General features: G+C 64.6%; 23 protein-coding genes and 1 pseudogene. 9 read left to right on the top strand and 15 right to left on the bottom strand.

Annotation, left to right across the window (positions count from 1 at the left end; genetic code table 11):
• Nucleotides 1–17: 17 nt before the first annotated feature.
• The 4 genes from AC3WVS_RS13330 to AC3WVS_RS13315 form a co-directional block, all read right to left on the bottom strand.
• Nucleotides 18–368, bottom strand: a complete 351-nt coding sequence (locus tag AC3WVS_RS13330) for a hypothetical protein (RefSeq protein ID WP_035822695.1) — start codon at nt 366–368, stop codon at nt 18–20.
• A 45-nt stretch (nt 369–413) separates the two neighbouring features.
• Complete coding sequence (locus AC3WVS_RS13325; protein WP_492318999.1) at nt 414–1862, bottom strand: HdeD family acid-resistance protein; 1449 nt, start codon at nt 1860–1862, stop codon at nt 414–416.
• Nucleotides 1863–1963: 101 nt separating this feature from the next.
• Nucleotides 1964–2464: a potassium transporter Kef gene (locus tag AC3WVS_RS13320; protein WP_010814410.1), complete on the bottom strand. Its 501-nt coding sequence runs from the start codon at nt 2462–2464 to the stop codon at nt 1964–1966.
• 179 nt (nt 2465–2643) lie between these two features.
• Nucleotides 2644–3630: a collagen-like protein gene (locus tag AC3WVS_RS13315; RefSeq protein WP_492318998.1), complete on the bottom strand. Its 987-nt coding sequence runs from the start codon at nt 3628–3630 to the stop codon at nt 2644–2646.
• A gap of 22 nt (nt 3631–3652) precedes the next feature.
• Between AC3WVS_RS13315 and AC3WVS_RS13310 the strand changes: the two genes are divergently transcribed.
• Nucleotides 3653–3988, top strand: a complete 336-nt coding sequence (locus AC3WVS_RS13310; RefSeq protein WP_492318997.1) for a hypothetical protein — start codon at nt 3653–3655, stop codon at nt 3986–3988.
• Nucleotides 3989–4138: 150 nt separating this feature from the next.
• Nucleotides 4139–4387, top strand: a complete 249-nt coding sequence (locus tag AC3WVS_RS13305; RefSeq protein WP_492318996.1) for a PA2433 domain-containing protein — start codon at nt 4139–4141, stop codon at nt 4385–4387.
• Between the two features lie 84 nt (nt 4388–4471).
• On the opposite strand, the gene AC3WVS_RS13300 is transcribed toward AC3WVS_RS13305, so the two are convergent.
• Nucleotides 4472–4810, bottom strand: a complete 339-nt coding sequence (locus AC3WVS_RS13300) for an RcnB family protein (RefSeq protein WP_492318995.1) — start codon at nt 4808–4810, stop codon at nt 4472–4474.
• Nucleotides 4811–5208: 398 nt separating this feature from the next.
• Here AC3WVS_RS13300 and AC3WVS_RS13295 point away from each other — a divergent pair, with 398 nt between their 5' ends.
• Entirely contained in the window at nt 5209–6381 is a 1173-nt protein-coding gene (locus tag AC3WVS_RS13295) for a GGDEF domain-containing protein (protein WP_492318994.1), read from the top strand.
• Between the two features lie 27 nt (nt 6382–6408).
• On the opposite strand, the gene AC3WVS_RS13290 is transcribed toward AC3WVS_RS13295, so the two are convergent.
• Nucleotides 6409–7017 carry a BMP family ABC transporter substrate-binding protein gene (locus tag AC3WVS_RS13290; RefSeq protein ID WP_492318993.1) on the bottom strand — a complete coding sequence of 203 codons (609 nt, stop codon included), beginning with the start codon at nt 7015–7017 and terminating at the stop codon, nt 6409–6411.
• A 180-nt stretch (nt 7018–7197) separates the two neighbouring features.
• On the opposite strand from AC3WVS_RS13290, the pseudogene AC3WVS_RS13285 reads away from it, so the two are divergent.
• From AC3WVS_RS13285 to AC3WVS_RS13275, 3 genes and pseudogenes are all read left to right on the top strand, one after another.
• Nucleotides 7198–7476 (top strand): annotated as a pseudogene (locus AC3WVS_RS13285) (NAD(P)H-binding protein); the annotation flags it as partial.
• A 50-nt stretch (nt 7477–7526) separates the two neighbouring features.
• Complete coding sequence (locus tag AC3WVS_RS13280) at nt 7527–8204, top strand: flavodoxin family protein (protein ID WP_492318992.1); 678 nt, start codon at nt 7527–7529, stop codon at nt 8202–8204.
• 316 nt (nt 8205–8520) lie between these two features.
• Nucleotides 8521–9300: an IclR family transcriptional regulator gene (locus AC3WVS_RS13275; RefSeq protein WP_492318991.1), complete on the top strand. Its 780-nt coding sequence runs from the start codon at nt 8521–8523 to the stop codon at nt 9298–9300.
• 39 nt (nt 9301–9339) lie between these two features.
• Here AC3WVS_RS13275 and AC3WVS_RS13270 read toward each other — a convergent pair whose 3' ends face one another.
• From AC3WVS_RS13270 to AC3WVS_RS13245, 6 genes are all read right to left on the bottom strand, one after another.
• On the bottom strand, nt 9340–10143 hold the full coding sequence (locus AC3WVS_RS13270; protein ID WP_492318990.1) for an IclR family transcriptional regulator: 804 nt from the start codon (nt 10141–10143) through the stop codon (nt 9340–9342).
• A 70-nt stretch (nt 10144–10213) separates the two neighbouring features.
• On the bottom strand, nt 10214–11380 hold the full coding sequence (locus AC3WVS_RS13265) for an acyl-CoA dehydrogenase family protein (protein ID WP_492318989.1): 1167 nt from the start codon (nt 11378–11380) through the stop codon (nt 10214–10216).
• 24 nt (nt 11381–11404) lie between these two features.
• Nucleotides 11405–11866, bottom strand: a complete 462-nt coding sequence (locus AC3WVS_RS13260; protein ID WP_183300181.1) for a MaoC family dehydratase — start codon at nt 11864–11866, stop codon at nt 11405–11407.
• Nucleotides 11867–11892: 26 nt separating this feature from the next.
• The gene (locus tag AC3WVS_RS13255) at nt 11893–12768 is read right to left on the bottom strand and encodes an HpcH/HpaI aldolase/citrate lyase family protein (RefSeq protein ID WP_375790502.1); all 876 of its coding nucleotides are present in this window, start codon (nt 12766–12768) and stop codon (nt 11893–11895) included.
• 180 nt (nt 12769–12948) lie between these two features.
• Nucleotides 12949–13419 carry a MaoC family dehydratase gene (locus AC3WVS_RS13250; RefSeq protein WP_492318988.1) on the bottom strand — a complete coding sequence of 157 codons (471 nt, stop codon included), beginning with the start codon at nt 13417–13419 and terminating at the stop codon, nt 12949–12951.
• A 162-nt stretch (nt 13420–13581) separates the two neighbouring features.
• Nucleotides 13582–14517 (bottom strand): LysR family transcriptional regulator, encoded by a 936-nt coding sequence (locus tag AC3WVS_RS13245; protein WP_354673583.1) that lies wholly within the window; start codon nt 14515–14517, stop codon nt 13582–13584.
• A gap of 429 nt (nt 14518–14946) precedes the next feature.
• On the opposite strand from AC3WVS_RS13245, the gene AC3WVS_RS13240 reads away from it, so the two are divergent.
• Both AC3WVS_RS13240 and AC3WVS_RS13235 read left to right on the top strand, forming a co-directional pair.
• Nucleotides 14947–16290, top strand: coding sequence for an MmgE/PrpD family protein (locus AC3WVS_RS13240; protein WP_492318987.1), 1344 nt, complete (start codon nt 14947–14949; stop codon nt 16288–16290).
• Nucleotides 16291–16372: 82 nt separating this feature from the next.
• A complete protein-coding gene (locus tag AC3WVS_RS13235; RefSeq protein ID WP_183300178.1) occupies nt 16373–17074 on the top strand; it encodes a nitroreductase in 702 nt (233 codons plus the stop codon).
• Nucleotides 17075–17155: 81 nt separating this feature from the next.
• Here AC3WVS_RS13235 and AC3WVS_RS13230 read toward each other — a convergent pair whose 3' ends face one another.
• Nucleotides 17156–18136 (bottom strand): Bug family tripartite tricarboxylate transporter substrate binding protein, encoded by a 981-nt coding sequence (locus AC3WVS_RS13230; RefSeq protein ID WP_492318986.1) that lies wholly within the window; start codon nt 18134–18136, stop codon nt 17156–17158.
• Entirely contained in the window at nt 18136–19290 is a 1155-nt protein-coding gene (locus AC3WVS_RS13225; protein WP_492318985.1) for a CaiB/BaiF CoA transferase family protein, read from the bottom strand. Before AC3WVS_RS13225 ends, AC3WVS_RS13230 begins: the two co-directional genes overlap by 1 nt.
• A 299-nt stretch (nt 19291–19589) precedes the next feature.
• Between AC3WVS_RS13225 and AC3WVS_RS13220 the strand changes: the two genes are divergently transcribed.
• Nucleotides 19590–20561: a Bug family tripartite tricarboxylate transporter substrate binding protein gene (locus AC3WVS_RS13220; protein WP_492318984.1), complete on the top strand. Its 972-nt coding sequence runs from the start codon at nt 19590–19592 to the stop codon at nt 20559–20561.
• 61 nt (nt 20562–20622) lie between these two features.
• On the opposite strand, the gene AC3WVS_RS13215 is transcribed toward AC3WVS_RS13220, so the two are convergent.
• Nucleotides 20623–21525, bottom strand: a complete 903-nt coding sequence (locus AC3WVS_RS13215; protein ID WP_492318983.1) for a LysR family transcriptional regulator — start codon at nt 21523–21525, stop codon at nt 20623–20625.
• Between the last annotated feature and the right edge of the window lie 79 nt (nt 21526–21604).

The following is a 21604-nucleotide window of genomic DNA, read 5'->3' as shown; positions in this document are numbered from 1 at the left end:
CCCCCAGTCACTCATCACTACTGCGTGCACTTCTCCCGGTACGCCTGCTGCAGCGACTTCTTCGGCCGGTCACGCTCCAGTTCCGGAATCATGCGGCCCTGCGCGGTCTCGATGGCCGGCTGGGTGGCACGGTATTCGCGCTTGGGCGCTTCGGCGATCTGCGCGGCCAGGGCGCGGCATTCGTCCGACTGGATGCTGCCCGGCGTCGCGGCCGGGTCGGGACGGTAGGGCGTGGTGCCCTGCTGCACCGCTTCGTTGATGGCGGCGGCGGCAGCGCTGTCCCCGTCCGGCCTCTGCGCATGCGCGCTGCAGGCCATCGCCAGGGCAGCGATGGCGGCAATGCGGGTCAGGGTTCGCTGGCTCGGCATGACTTCTCTCCTGTGGCTCGATGAATTTATGCAAAGGCTGCCAGCTTAATCGTTCGCGGCCTGTCTGACACTACCGGCATTTCCGGCATTTGCGGCGTCGATGCCACCTGCGCCTGCCTGGGTACGCGCCGCCTCGCGCCAGTCCTGGCGCCAGCGCCGCATCTGCCCCAGCGCCAGCCGGGTCATGCTGGCCCAGCCGGACGGCCGCGGATCGGCCAGCATGCTGAGCGCGCGCGCGTAGTCCAGCGTCAGGCCGGGCGTCCAGGCCATGGTCTTGGCGCGCTTGCGGATCTGCGCCGCCACCCACAACTCCGGCGTGGTCAGCAGGCGCCAGAGCGGCCGCCAGCCCCTGGCCTCGCGCCAGACCCGGGCCGACGCGCCTTCCAGCGCCGCTTCCAGCGCGTGCGAGACGGTGCTGGAACAGTTGCGGTGGGTCAGGTTGTAGGTGGTGTTCCGGCGGTAGGCGTTCCAGAAGCGGTCCAGGCGCCCGGGGTCATAGTTGCGGATGCGCACCTGCACGGTCGACGGGCACCAGGCGCGCGATTCGGTCTGGTAATCCGGCTGGAACTTGCCGCCCACGTCGTTTTCGCGGGTGGCGCGCAGGATGCGGGTGAATTCGTCGGGCGAGCGGTCGATCTCCTCGGCCGGGTACAGGCTGATATAGATGCCCTCGGGCGATTCCAGCGCGGCATGGCCGGTGGAGATCACGCCGTCGCGGTCCACCGCGGCGATATAGCGGTCGACCAGCGGCTGGCGGCGCGCTTCGCCGCGGGCGGACCCAACCGGAGTCCAGACATGGACGGTCAGCGCGTGCTCGCCGGGTCCGGGCGGACCGTCCCAGATGGTCATGTCGGGCGCATCGGCGGCAGCAGCCGTATCGGTTGCCGGGCCGGCGGCGGAAGCGGCCGGTGCGGCGTCGGCTTCGTCCATGCCGGGGTTGCGGTCCAGCCGGCGCAGGCGTGAGGCCAGCAGCAGCATGTTCCAGCCGCCGAAGATCAGCCCCAGGGCCAGGCAATAGGGCACGGTGCCGACATAGTGGGTCGGGTACGGCTGGTAGAAGAAGATGGCCAGCGCGATCTCGAACACGCCGACGGCTACCGCCAGGCGCCAGGTGCGGAACCGTATCACCCGGGCCGATACGACCTGCAGCAGCCCGTCCGCCAGGAACAGCGTGCCGAAGATCATCGACAGCACGAAGTTGCCGTGATGATGGCCGGCCACGATCAGCACCGCGGCAAAGCAGAACGACACGCCCTTGACCTGCCGCAGCGTGCGCTGCCCGCCGATGCCGGTGCGCGCCACCACCAGCGTTGCCAGCCCTTCCAGCAGCAACACCACCGCGAACGGCGTCATCGGGAAATAGATGGCGTTGTCCAGCGCATCGACAAACATGGCCAGCCCCAGCAGCACGCTCAGGCAGCCCAGCCGCAGCAGGCCGCGCCAGCGCGTGCGCAGGTAGTCTACGCCCAGCAGGATCATCACCAGTCTTGCCATGTCCGGTCTTCCTCCTTCCGTTGCCGGCCGCCGCCGAGGGCGGCCCGTGGTTGGGCCACAGGACAATACGGCCAACAGCAAGCTGTGGCGCGGAGATTCCGCTAGGGCGCGCGGCGCCCGCCGCCCTCGTCGCGCTCGAGCTCCCAGTCGCGGCGCATCATGACATAGGTGAACGAGGTGGACCAGCCGATCAGGATCAGGCCGACCAGAGGCTCGATGCTGGCGATCAGGCGGCTGGCGCCCACCGGGACGATGTCGCCCAGGCTCTGCGTGGTGAAGGTCTCCAGCGCAAAGTAGGCGTAGACCAGCGCGCCTGGCTGCGTGTGGACGCCGGACACGCCGGCAACGCCCATCGCGGTCAGTCCGCCCAGGCCCAGCACCTGGTCGGCGAACCAGAAACCCAGCGCGAACACCAGCGCTTCCAGGCAATGGACCACGATGATGCAGACGATCAGCACGCCGATGTTCATGCGCCCGCTCCAGCGCCGGGGGTGTATCGCTGACAGCAGCCGCAGTGCCTCGTAGTGGATGCCGACCACGGTCACGGTCAGGACGGCGGCGCACAGCAGGGCCAGCGAATAGTGTTCGGCGGAGGTTTCCATGCGCAGCGGCAGGCCTGGTCGGTGTCCGTGACGATCGGGAACAACGCGGAAAAAAAAGCCGCCCTCCAAAATAACACTGGAAGGCGTGCAGGAAAACCAGGGAGCGGGTGCGGCTGGCGCGCGGCCGTGCTCGTAGCCCTGGCAGAGGGTCGGTGGCGGCCGGGTGGCCGCCGCATGGATCAGATGCTGCTCTTGCAGGAGAGGTTGACGTACAACCCGCCGCCCCATTTGAAGTTGCGGTTGCCACTGACCTGCACCTGGACAATGTCGTTGGCCGCCACCGCCGTCGTGGCCGGCGCCGAGCAGGTCCGCACGGTGGCGCCGAGCGAGCAGGCGGACGCGTCGGTGATGGCAAGCGGGGCGATCGTTTCCAGCGCCGCGCCGCTGGCGACACGGTATGCCACCAGGGCGTACTTGACCTCGTCATCGGGCACGGGGCCCGCCAGGCTCGCGTTCAGGGTCAGGCCGCCGCTGCAGCCCACCGGCATCACCGCGCCGAAATTCGGATCGTTGCTTTGCCGGTCCAGCGCGGTGCCGGTCATGACATAGGTGCCATTGCCATCCGGCGAGTCGTACACAGCGAAGTTGGCGGTGTAGATCGTCGCTCCGGCGCCTGTCTCTCCTTGCTGGCCCTGGGGGCCGGTGGCGCCAGTTTCGCCGGTGTCGCCCTTTTCGCCCTTCTCGCCCTGCGGACCTTGCGCCCCGACCGGACCAGTCAGGCCAACCACGGAGACCCCGGCCGGCCAGCCCTCGGCCGTCTTCGGGCCGAACAGCGTATTGGTGGCCGTATTGAGGTAGAAGCTGCCTTCGCTGCCATCGGCAGCGGTGGGATCTGCCGCGCCGTGCAGCAGCACGGCGCCGGGCGCCCCGGCCACGCCTTGCGGGCCGACCAGCGACACGCCGGCAGGCCAGGCCCCGTCAGCCTTGGGTCCGTAGAGCGTCGAGGTCGAGGCATTGAGGTAGAAGTCGCCGTCCGTGCCAGCGTCCGCCGCGGGCGCATTGGCGCCGGACAGGATGGTCTTGCCGTTCGCGCCGGCTGGGCCGGCCGCGCTGGCGGATGGCGCGGCGCTGGCTCGCGCGGAATCGCCGCCGCCACCGCATCCTGCGAGCAGGATGGCGAGGCAGGCGAGCGGGATCGCCACGAGTTTCAGGTCGATGTGTTGCACGATGGAAGCCCCCCGGTTTCTCATGAATGGCATGCCCGGATCTGTGCCGGGTGAGTTCAATCTAGAGATCGCGGTGATTCCGATAAATCGTGCATTTGCACGGGCTGTTTCATTAATGAAGCGCGTTTCCGGAGCAGCGAAAAACTGCCCCCGTCCTAATAGCGTCAACGCCCGTTTGAAATCCCGGATGACTCGGGATAATAATTATGAAAATACCCGGATTACCGCGCCTGGCGGGCACCTGGCCCGATTCAGAGCGGGCGAATTCAAGCACCACGCAACCGCATCCGTGCGCGCCGGTGCGGCCAGGAAATACCGGCAATATCTCGCCCAAACGGTTGATTTGCGGATGGGATAGCGTGGCTCCGGGCTGTTCAAAGGAGAAACGAATAATCGCCATTTACCCCTTCGTGGGGGGATATGCGCGGCACCGGCAAACGGCCAGGCGCAGCATGGCGCGGCGATGGACTATGCTGGAAATTCCAACAGCGTCCTCGCGGAGGCCATCGTGCGCAAACCTGTCCTTGTCCTTACGGCACTGCTGCTGGCCGGCGCCCCCGGCTTGGCGCTGGCCCATAACTGCCCCAACGAGATGAAGGCGATCGACGCCAAACTGTCGACCAAGCCGGCGCTGTCGCCGGAAAATTCCGCCAAGGTTGCCAAGCTGCGCGCCGACGGCGAGGCCTATCACAAGGCCGGCAAGCATGACGAATCGATGAAATCGCTGCTCGAAGCGAAAAAGATCCTGGGTATCTGAGGCCCATCGCAAAGAAGAGCCGCCACGCGCCCAGGCGTGGCGGCTTTGTTTATTTTCCCGCGATCGTCGCCGCAGCAGGCCGGGTCAGGACCCCGATCCGACCTGCTGGACCACACCGTTGGGCGCCACCAGGTAATATTCCGCGCCAATCCCGACCCAGCGCGTGCCCTTGCGCGGCGCGGGCAGGTTGTATTGCTTGTAGTCGTCGATCACATACTGGCGGTCCCTGAACTCGGCGGGCAGCCGGTCACCCTTCTTCCACTGCTGCACCTGCATATAAGGCGAGTTCTGCGCCGCCGGCGCGGAGGCGGCCATGGGATCTGCCATCGGCTTGGACTTGGCACCACCCTGCGCCATCGCAAACGGCGCCGCCAGCACGCTTGCCGCCAGCAATAGTGCCGGCATCGCTTTCTTGGTCTTCATCGTGATCTCCTTGCGTACGGGAAAACCGAACTGCCGGAGGATCCGGACAGCATCTACCAGATTAGTCACAAATGCGGACAACTGCGGCATCCGCCGTCCATGCGCCGGCGCTCGATATGACCGACGGGGCATTCGCGCCCTGACAGATTGTTCACAATTGTTTGCCGGTTCGCACCCATTGGGGGGGAGCCGCCGACGCCACCCATGACTAGAATGGGTCCTGACAGAAACAATTTGTTACGGGCGGCCGCTACTCAGTCTGTCAGCGGGCCGCGGCCCCGCGGCCCGCGCCGCGGGCGCGTACCGCCCTCGATGTTCCCTGGCTTACGCCCTGTTCACGGCGCTTCGCACGCGGGCACCCGTCCCTGCCAGAGAACCATAAAAACTGGGGACTCTCCGTGTTGCACGATACTGGTCAATTCCTGGCCCTGGTCAATCCCGCCATGGCCATCCTGCTTTCGCTCTGCTTCCTGCTGGCCTGGAACCATGAGCGCACGCGGCACTACCTGCTGGAGCTAGGTGCCTGCTATTTGCTGTACGCGGTTGCCATCACCGTGCAGATCATCTGGCAGCCGCGCAACGGCGGCGGCAACGCCACCGTCACCGGTGCGCTCTACCTGGGCAGCGCCGTGCTGATGCTGCGTGGCATGCTGGCGCGCATCGGCGCGCGCGTCGATACCTGCGCGCTGGTGTCGCTGCCGCTGGCCCTGTTTGCTGCGCTTGCCTGGTTTGATTTCATGCAGCCCCAGCTGGTCGCCCGCATCTACATCCTGAATGTCGGCATCGCGCTGATCCTGCTGCTGGGCATCGCGCCGCTGGCCCGCCTGCGCACAGGCAGCACCGCGGACCAGGTGCTGTTCTGGGTCTTCCTGCTGTTTGCCCTCCATTTCCTGCCACGCACCGTGCTGACCATTGCTCCGGTCATCGGACAGGACGCTGCCGCCCTCACCCGCTCGGCCTACTGGCTGTGGCTGCAGGTCACCATGGCATTGCTGCTGCTCACGCTGGCGCTGGCGCTGCTGGCGGCGACCACGCTGGACGTGATCGACGGCCTGCGGCATGAACGCGACACCGATCCGCTGACGCAGCTGCACACGCGCCGCAGCCTGGAGGCGCTCGCCGCGCGGGAAATCCCGCCACCTCAGGGCAAGCCGCTGAGCGTGCTGCTGTGCGACCTCGATTTCTTCAAGTTCATCAACGACAACTACGGCCACAGCGCCGGCGACGCGGTGCTGGCGCAAATCGGCCGAATCATCGCCGCCGGCATCCGGCGGCGCGATATCGCCGCACGCCTGGGCGGCGAGGAGTTCGTCGTGCTGTTGCCCGATACCCCGCCCGATGCAGCCTTGCATCTGGCCGAACGCTTGCGCCAGACGCTGGAGAGCACGGAAATGGACGTCCTGCCGGGCATGCACACAGTGACCGCCAGCTTTGGCGTGGCCACGCTGCGGCCCGGCGAAGACCTGGAAGCGCTGCTGATGCGCGCGGATAACGTGCTGTATGCGGCCAAGAACAAGGGCAGGAATTGCGTGGAGTGGGAACGGGAGGCCGGCTTGCCGGTGCTGGCATGATGCTGCCGTGCCTCCCGTCCGGCGCGGCTAAGCAACCGTGGGCGTGCCCGCCACCGCAAACTCCGGCCCGTCATAGCCCTGCGCCACGGCCACGCCGCCATCGAGCAACCGCTGGCTCCAGTGGTCGATCGCCGCGCGCGCGGCCTGGCTGACATCGCGGCCCAGGGCAAGGCGGACGGCCGCCGGCGCTTCCAGCCCGAAGCTGCGGGTGGTTCCCCACGCAATTTGGTCCCGTTCGAAATCCCCGATCGCCTGCTCGACGCACAAGCCGCTGTCGGCCACCGCGGAAGCCAGGAAGACATCGGGATGCCTGCTGGTCCAGTCGACCACGTTGCCGATCTGGCGGATGCCCGCGGCACGGCAGGCGGCGATGGCACCGTCGCGGCCGCCGTCGATCATCGCAAAGACGATATCGGCACCGGCGCGGGCCTGCGCGGCAACCGCGTCGGCGGCCAACGCCGGATCGTGCTGGTTGCCGCAGAAGGTCGTGAGTGCCGGCAGGCCAGGCACCACGCTACGCACGCCATAGAGAAACGCCGCGCGCCCCTTCAGCCCGGGGCGCACCTTCTCGCCCGACAAATGGGCGACCACGCCGGTGCGCGAATCCGTCGCCGCCAGCACGCCGGCAAGCGCCATGGCGTGACTGCGCCTTGTGTTCTCGGACTTCACGCACCACCCTCCGTTTTGCATACAAATTAAGAATGCAAAATATAGGGTGTGGCCGCACATCCGCATACGAATGTGTGCGCATGAGGAAATACGGTTTGCGCGGAAAATGCGGACGCAAAAAAAGCCCGCTTATGCGGGAACCGGGCCACCGTCGGTGAAGACCTCAAGCCGTTCCGCCGCGCCGCCGACGCCATCGAAGCCTCGGGCCTGGATTACACCATCCTGCGTCCGGCCTGGCTGACCGACGAGGATGAGGTGGACTACGAGTTGACTGAGCGCCATGAGCCTTTCAAAGGTACCGTGGTGTCGCGCAAGAGCGTAGCGGATCTGATCGTGAAGGTCATCGAATCGCCCCAGTTGCATTCCGGCGCCAACCTCGGCGTGAGCAAGCCAGACAGCGATAGCGACAAGCCATATTTCATGTAAGCCTGTACGGATGAAATCCTGTCACGATGGCCGCAAATGTGAGAAAACCGATGTCCATCATGCAATGGCTATTCATCGCACTGGGGCTGGCCCTGGTCGCTGCGGCACTGGTGCCGATCACGGTCACCTGGATCGAGAATCGCCAGGCGCGCCAGGTACAGGATATGGTCCCTTACCCACCAGACTCAGCTGTCCAATCCGGTCAGACTGCGGTGGTGTACTTCTCTCGCTCGGGCAACACCGGGCTGGCCGCACGCCAGGTGGCGCAGCGGCTGAACGCCCGACTTTTCCAGCTGCACTCGACCGACTATGCACTTGGCCTGGCGGGTTGGGTACATGCGATGAACGACGCGCGCGGGCACGTGGCGGAGATCACGCCGCGCACCATCGACTTGACGCAATTCGACACGGTCTATCTCGGCTCTGTCTGGCTCTACAGCCCGGCTCCGCCCATGTGGGCCTTCGCGGAAAACAACCGCTTCGACGGCAAGCGCGTCGTCCTGTTCAACACCTTCAACAGCCATTTCGGCCCTGAGTACATCGAAGCCTTCCGCGCGACGGTGATGCAGCGCGGCGCCGGCTCCTTCGAGCACCGTTACATCCTGCGAGGGCGCATGGGCCAACAGATTACGCATGGCGAGATGCTGAAGGCGATCGATGCCGAGTGGTTTTCGGATGGAATCACCGCCTCGAGCACGGAGTCGGGATACCAAATGCAACGTCCCTAGCCCACTGCTCCTTATTGGTCGCGGCGGCGGATGCCATCGCGATAGACGGGCGGCCCGGCACCAGGGCAGGACGGATACTGGACTCGGATAAGCCGTACCGCATCGCATCAAAGGATAATCGGCGAAACCATGATTCGCTCCCCGCGAATACCGTTCGCGTTCCGGCAATCGCCGGCTCGTGAATTGGCATTTGAGCCGTGCGGTTGCCGCCTCTACCATCGATTCCAGTGGTATGGAAAACGCCGCGCACGACGGCGCCGACAAGAGATCAGACAAGCACCCTCCCGGACTGGTACGCTGAAAGGGCAACACATTCATGACACGTCCCGCACAGATCACGATGACCTTGGAACGGGGCCTTCATGTGCTTCGCGCCTTCCGTGCCGAGCGTGCCTCGCTCACAAACAGCGAGATCGTCAAGCGCACCGGCCTGCCAAAAGCGACGGTGTCGCGCCTGACCACCACCCTGATCGCGCTGGGCTTCCTGCGCCGCGTTGCCGGCAGCACGCAGTTCGAGCTGGCCCCGGCCTCCCTCCACATCGGGGACACCTACCTGGAAACCAACCCAGTCACCGATCGCGTGAATCCCTTACTGCAGGAGCTGGCGGACCGGCTTAATGTGTCGGTCGCCCTTGCCGTGCCTGATCAGCTCGACATGCTCTATATCGCACATCGAACCAGTTCGCGCATTGGAACGCTACGCCTCGGCGTTGGCTCGCTGCTGCCGATGGGCTGGACGGCGACCGGCCGCGCCTGGCTGTGGGGCTTGCGCCCAGAAGCTCGCCATGGATACCTGGAATCCCTCAAGCGCGTGGACGGCGCGCGCATCGCCGAACTCGAACGCGGCATCGCTGGGGCCTTCCAGGAACTTCAGACCCTCGGGGTCTGCACTTCCCTGGGCAAGTATCAGCGCAATGCTTACGGGATTGCCCTCCCTGTCACGGTGGGACGTTCGGCCACACTGATGTCGCTGAGCTGTGGCGCTGTTGAGTTGGAGCCAGACATGGCAGCCATCACCGAACGCCTCGCGCCTGTGCTGAAGGCCGCAGCTGCCGATCTCGTGGAACTGCTGCGGGATGTTGATACGCAGATCTGACGGTCAATCCGCGGCGCCTTTGAGGGCGCCACTGCGGCACTAGTGATGGGTGCTCAAGCGCTCCTCCAAGGCATGTGCCGTCGCAGCGAGCCTCGGACCCAGTTCCCGCTCCATCCTGGCGCGATTCATACCCGCGCTGCGGCCAACGCTGGCAAGCACCACCGACGGATGTCCCGGCACGCTGACAGGCACCGCAACCGAAGCCAGTTCGCGCCCGCATGGCGACATGCAGAACCCGTACTGGTGGAGCTGTGACATGCCCTCGGCCATCTGCCTGCGCAGCAAAGGCCAGTCACGGCCGCTCTTGCGTTCGACGTTGCTCTGGAGGTAGAAACGCTCCCGTTCCGGCAATGCTGCGAGCAGCGCCCAGCCCATCGGGGACGAAGCGATCGGCACGCGGATCCCGGCAGCAAGGTGGGTATCGAGACAGGCGTTCTTGCCAACCTGCGATTCGCTGACAATGACATCGAGCCGGTCGCGCGCACCCAGGATGACATGGGTATCGCTGGCGTCGGCAAATTTCTGCATCTCGATGCGGGCGGCGCGTTGCACGCTGTCGCTCGAGACGGCCGCGTAGCCCAGGGTCAATGCGGCCGAGGCAAGCCGGTACTTGCGCCGGCTCCCGTCGTAGCGCAAATAGCCCAGTGCTGCCAGAGAATGCAGCATCCGGGACACGGTAGGCGCCGGAATGTCGGTCTCCGCGGCAATCTCCTGGTTGCCCATCCACGGATGCTCGGCGCTGAACGCAGCCAGCACGGCCAGGCCGCGGGCCAGCGGCACCACCCGCACGTCATCCTTGTGGATATCACGGTTCGATTGCTTCACCGCCTGAATGGTTGCCATGGCTGTCTCCATCTTTTCCGGCCCGGCCTTCATTGGGCCGAGCCGTTATTCCAACTGCCTGCCCGGGACCTCAGTACGACTTTGGCAGTCCGAGCTTGCGCTCGGCAATGTTCGAAAGGATAAGCTGCGGGGTGACGGGCGCAATGTAGCCAATCCAGGCTTCGCGCATGAATCGCTCCACGTGATACTCCTTCGCGTAGCCGAAGCCGCCATGCGTGAGAATCGAGGTCTGGCAGGCATTCATGCAGGCTTCGGATGCCAGCAGCTTCGCCGCGTTTGCCTCGGAGCCGCAGGAGAGTCCTTTGTCGTAGAGGTCGGCAGCGGCGAGCAGCATGTGGTTGGCAGCCTCGAGCTCCGCCCAGTTGCGGGCCAGCGGATGCTGGACACCCTGGTTCTTGCCGATCTGACGTCCGAAGACGACGCGCTCCTTGGCGTATTGCGTGGCAAGCTTGAGCACGGCGCGGCCGATACCGACCTGCTCGGCGGCAACAAAGACACGCTCGGCGTTCATGCCGTGGAAGATATACTTGAGGCCCTTCCCTTCTTCACCGATCAGGGAGTCCTTGGACACCGGCAGATCGTCGATGAACAATTCGTTGGTGTCGACAGCGGCACGGCCAAGCTTGTCGATCTCCCGGATTTGGACATATTTCCGGTCAAGCTTGGTGTAGAACAGGCTCAATCCTTCGCCGTGCTTCTTGACGTCCTCGATCGGCGTGGTGCGCGCGAGAATCAGCATGTGGTCGGCGACCTGCGCGGTCGAGATGAAGACTTTCTTGCCCGAGAGCAGGTAGTTTCCATCGGGCTGCTTCTTCGCCACCACCTTGAGCTTGGTGGTATCAAGGCCGGTGTCCGGCTCGGTGACCGCGAAGCAGGCCTTGTTCTCGCCACGGCCAAAGGCCGGCAACCAGGCCTTCTTCTGCGCCTCGGTACCGAAATGCACCACCGGCTGCAAGCCGAAGATGTTCATGTGGATGGTGGAAGCTGCCGCCTGCCCGCCGCACTCAGCCACGGTACGCAGGAAGAGCGCGGCTTCGGTTACGCCAAGGTTCGCGCCGCCGAATTCCTCGGGCATGCAGATTCCGAGCCATCCGCCGCTGGCAACGGCCTCGAAGAATTCGTGCGGAAACTCGTGATTCTTGTCCTTGTTCCGCCAGTATTCGAGCGGGAAGTCCGCGCAGATCTTTTCCGCTGCATCGACAATGGCGAGCTGATCGGCGCTGAGTTGGTAGTCCATCGCAATACTCCTGCAGGTATGAAATCAGGCCTTGTCGGCAGGACGCAGCATCATCAGGCCGGTGCGCACGGCAGTGCAGACGATTTCGTCGCGCTGATTCCTGGCAACGTGCTTGAAGGTGACGATGCCAGAGTCTGTGCGGCTCTTGGAGATGCGGGTTTCGATGATCTCGGTTTCGACGCGGATGGTGTCGCCGTGGAAGGTGGGCTTGGGGAAAGCAATCTCGCCAAAGCCCAGGTTGCCCAGTGTGGTGCCCAGCGTGGTCTCGTACACCGTGATGCCGGCCACCAGCGCCAGCAGGAACATGCTGTTGACCAGGCGCTGGCCGTAGAACGTGTTCTTGCTGTATTCGGCGTCGATGTGCAGCGGTGCACAGTTGTAGGTCATGGCCGAGAACAGGACGTTGTCGGTCTCGGTTACGGTGCGGCGGATGGCGTGCTCGATCACCATGCCTGGCTTGAATTCTTCGAAGTAAAGGCCTGCCATTTTTCTATCTCCTTGAGTGGTCGCAATCAGCTGTTGAACGAGCGTGCGAGCTCGATAATTTCGCGCGCCGTCTTCACATGTGCGATGTCGATGTGCTCGCCGTCATAAATGCACGAGGCACGGCCCTCGGCCTGGGACTTTTCCAGTGCATCGATCATTCCCTGGTAGAAGGCCACTTCTTCCTCGGTGGGACTGTAGGTCTGGTTGACGATCTCGACGTTGGAGGGGTGCAGCACTAGTTCACCGCTCATGCCCAGTTGGCGGTCGTTGGCAGACGAGACCTTTAGCCCTTCCAGGTCATGCACCTGCTGCCATACGCCGCCGATGGGCAGCTTGCCCGCGGCGCGCGCGGCCATGACGATGCGCGATTTCAGGTACAGGGTCTCGCGTCCTTCGAGCGACCAGACTGTCTTGAGGGCACGGGCCACGTCAGCGTTCTTGGCCGTGGCGCCGACGATGGCGGGCACGCGCTCGTGCTGGGCGATCTCGTAGGCGTATTGCAGCGAGCGGGCGGTCTCCAGCAGCGGAATCACCCGGGTGTGGCCGACCGGCACGCCGGCGCGGTACTCTGCCTCAGCCAGCATGGACGAGACGGTATGGATGTCCTCGGGCCCGCAGGGCTTGGAGATCACGATGCCTTCTACCACAGGATTGACGATGGCCAGGATGTCATCGAAGTCATATAGATGTGCGCTGCGATTGATGCGCACCCAGATGCGCGGTTTCTGCCCTGCCAGCCAGTCCAGCCTGGACTTGACGATCTCACGCGCCTCGGCCTTCTGGGCCGGCGGCACGCTGTCCTCCAAATCCAGGATCAGCGCATCCGCTTTGGCTGCCACCGATTTTTCAATCCAGCCCGGCTTGTTGCCCGGTACGAACATCATGGATCGCATCGGTTTCATGGCACTCATACTCATCCTCGTCTCCTGGTAATGATTGTGGCCTTACAATCGTTAGATAAACAGCAAAAAATTTTTGGGAATCCCGTGGCCTTGATGCTAGGTGGGTCAGACGGTTTCACTCAAGTGGTGACTGGCGAACCACCGATTCGCGTTGCGCGAATCGGCGATGCATGGGTGGGTTCAGCCTGCCGGATAGCGTCTCGGCAACCGTTGCAGGCAGCGAAACTTGGCCACCACCTCGTTGCGCTGGTTATAGGCGCGACGCTCCAGCTCGACCAAGCCGGCGTCGGCGCGGGCGGGATCGTCGTGCTTGTCCAGCACCTCGCTTTCAACATGGATGGTGTCGCCGATGAAGACTGGCCGCGTGAATCGCACGTCGCTGAAGGCAATGGTGCCTGACACCAAGCTCCGTTCCAGTCCGGCCGCACAGATGCCGCTTGCCAGCCCCAGCAGGAGGATGCTGTTGACGGCACGCATGCCATATGCCGCGGCTTCGGCATACGCCTGGTCCACGTGCAATGGCTCCATGCCATAGGTCAGCGTGCTGAACAGAAGGCTATCGGCCTCCGAGATGGTCTTGCGGATGGCATGCCGGCAGGCGCTGCCAATGACAAAGTCCTCGAAATAACGGCCGCTCGCGGCGTCGGGCATGGGTGCATTCCCTTGAAAGACGGGACTTGCATGTGCATGCCACGACGCAGCGTCCCATTACGCTTCAAGGGTAATCAGCAGGCGGCGATGCGCCAAGTGGTGTTCCGCGACGGGGCGCTTCGCCATCCGCGATCCGGCATTCAGGTGTGCCGGACGGCGGACTCAGGATGACGCCGGCTCAGGCTGCTCGGTCAACTGGCGGATCAGCGCGCGTGTCGCCGCCGTGATCGCCTTGCCGCGGCGCGTGCCGATCCGCACGCTGCGGATCGTCCATGGTTCGGGAATCCGCAGCACCGTCGAGCGTGTACTGGCTTCTAGCGAGACCATGCACTCCGGCAGGATTGTCACGCCAAGGCCCGCCTCAACCAGGCTGCGCGCCGCCTCGGGACCATTGATCGTGAACTTGGGATGCACTACCTGGCCGATCTCGCGCGCCGCGCGGTTGACGTCGGACATCAGCGTGGTGTTCGGGTGCATGGCGATGAACGGCTCGCGGATCAGGTCTGCCAACGCCACCTCGGGTTGCTCGCCAAGCGCGTGGCCATGGGGTACCAGCGCGACCAGACGGTCGACGCGATACGGGAGGCTGTCCAGCGGTCCATCATCGATATCCGGGCTGACGATATACACCGCCAGGTCGACATCACCCGCCAACACAGAACGCACCAGATTCGTGTTGGCGTCCTGTTTCAGCTCCAGCTCGACCAGCGGGAAGTTGCGGGAAAACTCGCCGATCTCGCGCGCCAGGTACTGGATGATGACGGCGCCTGTAGTGCCCACAGTGACGTGGCCACGAACGCCTTCGGAGAACTCGCCGAGTTCCCGGCGCATATCCTCCAGATTATCGAACAGCAGGCGCAGATGGCGCGCGAGGACTTCGCCGGCCGCACTCGGCGCCACGCCGCCGGGATTGCGCTCGAACAACTGCACGCCCGCGATATCTTCCAGGTCCTGGATGCGCTTGGTTGCCGCGGAAGCGGCAATGTTCTCGCGGATGGCGGCGCGGCGGATCTGGCGCTCTTCCACCACGGTCAGGAACAGCCGCAGGGTAAACAGGTCGACCCGCCGGGTCAGGCCATGCACGCTCAGCGTGCTCATGGTGTCTCCTTTATTTCTGGCGCCGGTCTGCTGCCGGGCCGGGCGGCACGCGCATGCTGCGCAGCAGCATCGCGCTACTCAGGCCGAATCCCCCCGCGAGTATACCGTCATGTCCGGTGAGCCGGCACTGCCGCGGCCCAGGCGCGTACACGCTTGATGCAAAGGCTCTTGTTTTCGATTTCCGGAACCATCCGGCGAATAACCCCGTCACCCGGGGCGCGGCATCCGCTCAGTGTACGGAACCGGAGCCCGCCTCGAATTGACACGCCCGATGCTTGCGAGGAATCTGGTCGCCAAGCCAATGCACATCGCTCGTCAAACGAGCGATGCATCCACGACAATTTCCTCAGGGACGCTTCTGTGACTACCAGCCAACCCGATTCCAGTTCGCCGGCCAACTGCCCACCCCTTGAGCAGGCAGTGGTTCGCATGATTCTCGAGCTGACCTCCGATCAGCTCGACGCGCCGGCGCATGCCGGGGTAAGCCGGCTCATGCGCGACCAGCTCGCGCTGCAGATCGGCACCTCGCAGATGCCCTGGTCGCAACAGGTGCTGGCCTTCGCCACCGCGCAGCAACGACCCGGGCGCAGCCGGGTTGCCGCCAGCACCGCCACAATGAGTGCCGCGGACGCCGCCTTCATCAATGGCGCCTATGGTCATGGTTTCGAGTACGACGACGCCCACGGCGCCAGCGCCAGCCATCCCGGCAGCTGCGTCATTCCCGCAGCGATCGCGATCGGTGAGGAACTGGGTTCGACCCTGGAGGAAGTCATTACCGCGATCGTGGCCGGCTACGAGGTCTACACCCGGATCGGCGTGCTGGCGGCGCCGGACCTGCTCAAACGCGGCTATCACCCACATGCCGTACTGTCCAGCTTCGGCGCCGCGGCAGTCTCGGCCAAGTTGCGCAAGTTCGATGCGGAAACCACCCTGCACGCGCTCTCCATCGCGCTGAGCCATGCGGCCGGCACCACCGAATACACCTCCACCGGCGGCTCGGTCAAGCGCGTGCATGCGGGCATTGGCACGCGCAGCGGCATGATCTCCGCGGACATGGCGCAAGCTGGCATCACCGGACCGCGCGCGTTCCTGAGCGGCAACAAGGGCTTCTTCCGCACCTTCCTGCAGCGTGGCCCCGGCGATCGGGCCGAGGAACGGTTCCGCCTTGACCAGCCGTTCGAAATCGGCACGGTCTGGCTCAAGGCGTACTGCGCCTGCTATTGCACCCATGCATACATCGACGCGATCCGCCCGTTCGCCGGTCGCCGCGCCGACATCGCCGATATCCAGGCCCGCATCCACCCCGCCTTCAACGTGGTGGTCGGCACCGCCAATGCCAACGCGTACGAGCCGAAGAACATCGAGCACGTCCAGTTCAGCCTGCCAACGCAGATGGCATTCGCCGTGCTCGGCATGGGCAATGGCTACAAGGTGCATCGCGACTACCTGGACGGCAAGCTCGACATGGGCCTCGTGAAGGAAGTGGCGCGCGGCATCGGCATTACCGAGGCGCCGGAACTCGAGCAGCGCTACCCGGGCAAGTTCGTTGCCGATGTCACCGTGACCTTCCGCGATGGCACGTCCGAGCATGTGTTCGTGGAAGATCCGATCGGCTCCCTGGCGAACCCCATGTCGGAAGCCGAGCAGGACACGAAATTCATGGAGCTGACGGTTGACGTGCTTGGCGAAACCCGGGCGCAGACGCTGTTGGCCACGCTCAGGAAGATGGATCCGCGCATCAAGGCTGCAGATCTGATGGCGATGACGCACTAAGTAGTCATGGCATTAGGCAGTAAGCGCGCCGACCCGGCACAGTGGGCCAGGTCGGCCGCTCATGATAGTCAGGAGATCAGCAATGCAGCAACACCCCGCCAGCAGCCCGCCCGGGAGCGACGTCGACACCCTCGCAAGACTGATGTCCGAGCGCTTCACGTGCCGCGCATACCTCGACAAAGCCGTGCCGGATGCGATGATCCGAAGCATCGTCAACGTTGCCAAGAAGAGCGCATCCTGGTGCAACGTGCAGCCCTGGCATCTGGTCATCGGCTCGCAGGCGACCACGGAGCAGTTTCGCAATGCGCTGGTCGAGCACGCCGCCGGCTCACCCGAGGTCGATTCGGACCTGCCATTTCCTGAGGAATATCGCGGCGTCCACGCTCAGCGCAGGCAGGAAACGGGTTACCGGCTCTATGAAGCGCTGGGCATCGAACGCCACGACCGGGAGCGCCGCGCCAGCCAGGGCTTCGAGAATTTCAGGCTGTTCGGGGCGCCGCATGTGGCAATTGTCACGATGGCCGCGGATCTCGGGCCGTACGCCGCTGTCGATTGCGGCGGGTTTATCGCATCGTTCCTGCTGGCCGCGCACGCGCATGGTGTTGCCACCACGCCGCAGGGGGCGCTGGCACGGCATGCCAGGTTCGTGCGCTCGCACTTTGGCATTGGCGACGACCGGAAGATGATCTGCGCGATTTCGTTTGGTTACGCGGATCCCGATCATGCGGCGAACAGCTTCAGGACGAGCCGCGCGTCTGATGAAGAGATCATGCAACTGGTGTAGCCACCGGGGTTTTCGTAATAGAACAAGCGAGCCGACCCTGGGTCGGCTCGCTCTTCTTGTCGGATATTTGTCGGCCGGCTTTTAGCTGGCCTTTGCCTTGGCCTCCGTCAGGGCAACCAGCTTCTTCCAACGTTCCAGTTCAGCCGGTGCACTGGCGCGAACCGCAGCGGCATCCGCGATATCGACCTCCAGGCCCTGACCGATGCAGTAAGACTTGAAAGCGGGCGTCGCAGCCGCCGCGGTCATCGCTTTGGACAGTTGCGTGACGATGGCAGGCGGCGTGCCTCGCGGCGCCATGACCCAGATCGGTGAGATCAGCTCATAGCCTTTCAGGCCGGCCTCGTCCATCGTCACGACACCCGGAAACTGGCTCGAACGCTGCAGGCTGGTGACAGCAAGCACGCGCAAGCGTCCCGCCTTGACCAGAGCCAGCGACGAAGCCACGCCCCCGAAGCCGACGTCTACCTGGCCGCTCGCCGTATCGACCGCAACCTGCGCAGGCCCCTTATATGGGACGTGGGTCATCTCGATGCCGGCCATGCTGCTCATCAGCGCCGCCGCCATGTGCGACGTGGTGCCATTGCCGGAAGACCCGAATGACACGCTCCCGGACTTGCGCTTGGCCGCCGCGATGACGTCCTGGATCGTGCGGAATCGCGAATCGGCCGCGGTAGTCAGCAGCAGCGCCGACATGCCCAGCCGCGCGACCGGTTCGAAGTCCCTGACCGCATCATATGGCGTCTTCTCGACCCACTGGTTCGAATAGTGCGCGGCATACGTGCAAAGCAAGGTGTAGCCGTCCGGTGCCGCCTTGGCCACGAAATCCGTGCCAATGATTCCGCTGGCGCCAAGGCGGTTCTCCACGACAAACGCAGAGCCCAGGGCCTTCGTCAGCTCGGCGCTCATATAGCGCGCCACGACATCGCTGCCCGAGCCAGGGCTGACGGGCACGATGATTCGCACGGGGCGGGAGGGATAAGCCTGTGCGAGCACTGAAGCCGGAAATGATGCCGGGATAGCCGCCAGCGCCGGCAGCGACTGCAGGAAGGTACGGCGTGTCATCATCGCGTTGCCCCCTTCTGGACGAGGCCGACGGTAAACTTTTCGAGTTCCTCTTTGGAAAGCCATTCCGCCAGCGCCAGTGCAGCGTTCTCCGGGGTGGCCGCAGCCGGGGGAACCGGATCAGCCGGTCTGGTACGCGAAAAACGCGGCGCCGGGCGCGGCTGCACTACGCCATCCACCTCGACAAAGGTGCCGCGCGCCTTCAGGTGCGGATGTTCAAAGGCCTCCTCCTGGTCGAGCACTGGTGCGAAGCACACATCGCTGCCTTCGAGCAGTTCGGTCCACTGCGCGCGGGTCCGCGTCCTGAACTGCGCAGCAAACACGTGGCGAGCGACCGGCCAGTCGGCACGGTCCGCCTGCTTGCCCAGCGCGGACGCATCCAACTCAAGCCGTTCGAGCAGCTGCTGGTAGAACTTGGGCTCGATCGGACCGATCGACACGTACTTGCCGTCGGCACACTCGTAGACATCGTAGAAGGGTGCGCCCGAGTCCAGCAGGTTGGTGCCTCGCTCCGATCCGGTCAGGCCGGCCGCGCGCAGCCCGGTATGTACAGTCAGCAGCGACGCCACGCCGTCGACGATGGCTGCGTCGACGACCTGACCCTTGCCGGAGGTACGCGCCTCCAGGATGGCGCTCACGATGCCGAGTGCGGCATAGACCGAGCCGCCGGCATAGTCGCCGACGACATTGAGCGGTACCGTCGGCGGCTGGCCCTCACGCCCGATCGCATTAAGCAGTCCGGTGATCGCGATGTAGTTGATATCGTGCCCCGCCGTCTGGGCCAGCGGGCCGTCCTGGCCCCAGCCTGTCAGCCGGCCGTACACCAGTCTCGGATTGCGCGAGAGGCAGGCATCAGGCCCCAGTCCGAGCCGCTCGGTGACACCGGGGCGGAATCCCTCGATCAGTGCGTCCGCCTTGTCGATCAGCGTGCGAACCAGTTCCAGCTCAGCCGGATCCTTCAAGTCGACCTGGATCGACTTTCGGTTGCGCAGCACCAGATCAAATTGCAGCGGCCGTGACAGGCCGAGCCCTGATGGCTCTTTGCGGTCGACGCGGATGATCGTCGCGCCGAGATCGGCGAGCAACATGGCGCAAAAGGGAGCCGGCCCGATGCCTGCCAGCTCCACGATGCGCACTCCAGCAAGTGGTCCCACGATGGTCTCCTGATAGTTATGCCCGGTTTCCGCGCGCCACCTATATTGGGCGCGAGAGCGGTCCGAATTGTCGGGGGGCCGATCCGCCTGACTCGGGCTCGCGGATGCCCGCGGCGCGTACTTCCGCCACATGCCGATCGTGCGCGCCCTCTCCGTGGAACTCAACTCGCCAGCCCATGCCGTTCCGTGCTTTGAGAGGTGAACCCTGCGCCTGCTCTCAAAGCACGGAACGGTGCACCGGCGCCGATTGCCCAGTCCACCTGCCGCGCCTATCTTCGAGACATAAAAGAGGAGACATTATGTTTAGCAGAAGGCATTTCCTGAAATCACTGGCGTCACTAGGGGCCATTGCCTGCGCGCCAGCAGCGTTTGCGCAGCAATATCCGTCGCGGCCGATTCGAATCGTCGTGCCAGCCTCTCCAGGCACAGCGGTCGACATTACTGCACGCTTTGTTGCCGAAGCACTGGCAAAGAACCTGAAAACCCCGGTCATGGTGGATAACCGTGCTGGTGCCGGCGGGCTCATCGGCACGGACACCGTCGCCAAGGCTCCCGGGGACGGCTACACGCTGCTGTTCGCCGGTGTTCCCCACCTGACCACGCGGTGGTTCGCAGATGGTCCGGTCACGTTCGATCCGGTCAAGGACTTCGTGCCGATTGCCAAGGTGAGCAGCTCCGCGCTTGGCATCGTGGTCAAGGCCGACTCGCCTTACAAGACCCTGAGCGACCTGGTCGCGGCAATGAAGCGCAAGCCGGGCGAGATCACCTACTCATCCGGCGGAGCGGGCAGCACCTCTCATCTTTGCGCAGTGATGCTGAACGACCTGACGAAGACGCGCGCGCGGCATATCCCTTACAAGGGCAACGGCCCGGCCGTGACCGACGTCATTGCCGGCCAGGTGGACTTTACATGCCAGGGTGCACCCAGCGTGGTGCCGATGATCAAGGCGGGCAAGCTGCGCGGTCTGGCCGTCACGAGCGCCGGGCGGTGGGGCGAGATTGCCGATGTCCCGACATCGGCGCAAGCGGGGGTTGCGGGCTTTCAGGTCGCGTCGTGGATCGGCGCCCTGGCACCCGCTGCGACACCGGCCCCCATCGTCGAGCGCCTGTCCGAAGAACTGGTACGAATCGCCCAGTCGCCCGCGTTCAAGGAGTTCTGCGCCCATCAGTCGATGTACGTTGATATCGCGGATCGCCGCCAGTTCCTGGCTGACTTGCCGAAGGAGGACGCGCACTGGAAGCGCATCGCGCAACTGTCGAAGGAGTCCTGAGTTCGCGTCTGCACTGGTCGCGACCTCACCTACTCTCAGCTGTGGGGCATCTGGGTGCCCTTCAGTCCTGCCGCCCGACGCCATCTTCGACCAGCAGGTCCACCAGCTTGCGCGCAAACAGCGGCAATGCGCCGAGGTCCGCGACGCATATCTGCAGCTTGCGCTCGGCCCACTCGTCGTTGAGTTGGACGATCCGCAGCGCCATCGTACCCGCGTGACGGGCGGCAGTGCTCTCCGGCAGCACGCCGATGCCGACATTCGCCTCGATCATCCGGCAGGCGGTCTCGAAGTTGCTGACCTGGACGCGCCAGCGCAACTCACGCTGCAAATCCGCGGCGGCCCGCTTGAGGAAACTGTGGATCGCGCTTGCTTCTGGCAGGCCGATGAAGTCGTAGTCCAACGTCTCGATGAAATCCACGCTGTTGTGCTCGGCCAGGGGGTGGCTCAGCGCGGTGGCAAGGACCAGGCGGTCGCGCCGGTATGGCATGACCTCCAGCCCTTCGGTACGCACGTTGCCGGCAATGATGCCGATGTCCACCATCCCCTCCTGCACCGCGCGCACGATGTCCGGACTCAGCCGTTCGTGCATATCGATGGTCACGTCCGGATGGTTTACGAGGTAGGTGCGCAGCACGGCCGGCAGGAACTCGCTCATTGCCGTGGTGTTGGCGAAGACGCGCACATGGCCCTTCACGCCCGACACGTACTCCTGCAGATCGCCGCTCAACTGCTCCAGCTGGCGGAGTACGCGGCGCGCGTGGGCCAGCAGCGTCTCCCCCGCTCCAGTCACTTTCACGCCCTGGCTGCTGCGGCTCAGCAGCTTGACGCCAACGTGTTCCTCCAGGTTCTTGATGCGGGTACTGGCCGCAGCCAGGGACAGGTGGGAGCGTTGTGCACCGCCGGTCAGGCTCTTGGCCTCCGCAATATGGGTGAACAGTTTCAGATCGACCAGATCAAAGCGCATCACATCCTTCCCCAAGCGTCGTACCGGATTATCTCCAAAGCAGCGCGCAGCAAACGAACACGGCGCGAATGCCGGACGC

The organism is Cupriavidus sp. CPT47-8839-RL05A (assembly GCF_058792255.1).
Note: the sequence above shows the minus strand (reverse complement) of the source record. Positions and strands in the feature narration are given on the sequence as shown.